The following is a 1,247-nucleotide window of genomic DNA, read 5'->3' on the forward strand; positions in this document are numbered from 1 at the left end:
TGAACTGGTCAACTAATTTTGGACACCAGTTACGGTTTTCATGCCGCCAGTTTTTCCATAGCTACCGGTGAACGATAGCCGTTGTAGCTATGGAGCCTGACGTTGTTGTAACGCATCACGTAGCGTTGCACGTCTATGCGGGCTTCATGCTCAGAGTTGTAGCCATCTTCTGGCACCCACTCTGATTTAAGGCTCCCAAAGAAACGCTCCATCGGGGCGTTATCCCAGCACTCACCTTTGCGACTCATGCTTTGCAAAAGTCCATGCTTGCGCATCTCATTTCTGAATTTATGGCTGGTGTATTGGCAGCCTTGATCAGAATGAAACAGCACCTCTTTTGGTCGGCCTCGGAGCTCGACCGCCATGCGCAACGCTTCGCAGGTCAGCGTGGCATCGGAAATCATCGAAAACGACCAGCCGACAATCCGGCGAGCGAACAGATCCAGAACTGCCGCAAAGTACAGCCAGCGCGTGCCGACCTTGATGTACGTCACATCGCCACACCACACCTGATTGACCGCTGTAACATCAAACTTGCGCTTTARCACATGCGGCGCCACCAGTGCTTCCACGCCGGAAGATTTGTACTTGTGCCGCCGGCGCTGACGACTGGCAACGCCCGCTTCGCGCATCAGGCTGCGAGCCATATGCCGCCCGACACGGTGTCCCTTGGCTTGCAGCTCCTTGGCCAAAGTGCGCGAACCAGCAGATGATCTGGATTCCTTGTGATGTTCGACCAGCACGGCTTTGAGTTTCTCCCGCTCAGGTTTGACCTTGCCTTGGCGCTGACGCCAGGCATAAAAGCTGCTGCGGTTGACGCCGAACGCCCGACAGCAATTGTTAACGCCGTACTGCTCGTCCAGCTCATCGATCAACGTGAATGATCTTTGGCGTCCAACAGCAGGAGAGCACTGGCCTTTTTTAGGATTTCGATATCCAGGTCTTTTTGCCTGAGCAAGGCTTTGAGTTGCTGGATCTCTCGCTGATCGGCGGTAATCGCCTTAGCGCCCACCGGAGTCGAGCCCAAACGTTCCTTCCGAACCTGGTCGACCCAGCGGCGCAGGGCCGTAGGACCGATATCCAGGCTGGCGCAGACCTCGGGAACCGACTGTCCCTCGTCCAGCACCATGCTCGCCGCCTTGAGTTTGAACTCACTGGAATAAGATTTACGCATAGCCAAAACACCTCAGATTTGGGCGCCATCATAGCGCCCGATTGAAGTGTCCAAAATCATTAGGCCAGTTCAG

At 55.1% G+C, this 1,247-nt stretch carries 2 protein-coding genes; both read right to left on the bottom strand.

Annotated elements, in window-relative coordinates; genetic code table 11:
• Positions 1–38 precede the first annotated feature (38 nt).
• On the bottom strand, positions 39–875 hold the full coding sequence (locus tag ACXRVY_RS29940) for an IS3 family transposase (protein ID WP_223464022.1): 837 nt from the start codon (positions 873–875) through the stop codon (positions 39–41).
• Positions 872–1,174: a transposase gene (locus tag ACXRVY_RS29945; protein ID WP_223464023.1), complete on the bottom strand. Its 303-nt coding sequence runs from the start codon at positions 1,172–1,174 to the stop codon at positions 872–874. Before ACXRVY_RS29945 ends, ACXRVY_RS29940 begins: the two co-directional genes overlap by 4 nt.
• Between the last annotated feature and the right edge of the window lie 73 nt (positions 1,175–1,247).

This window comes from Pseudomonas sp. P5_A2_2 (assembly GCF_054177685.1).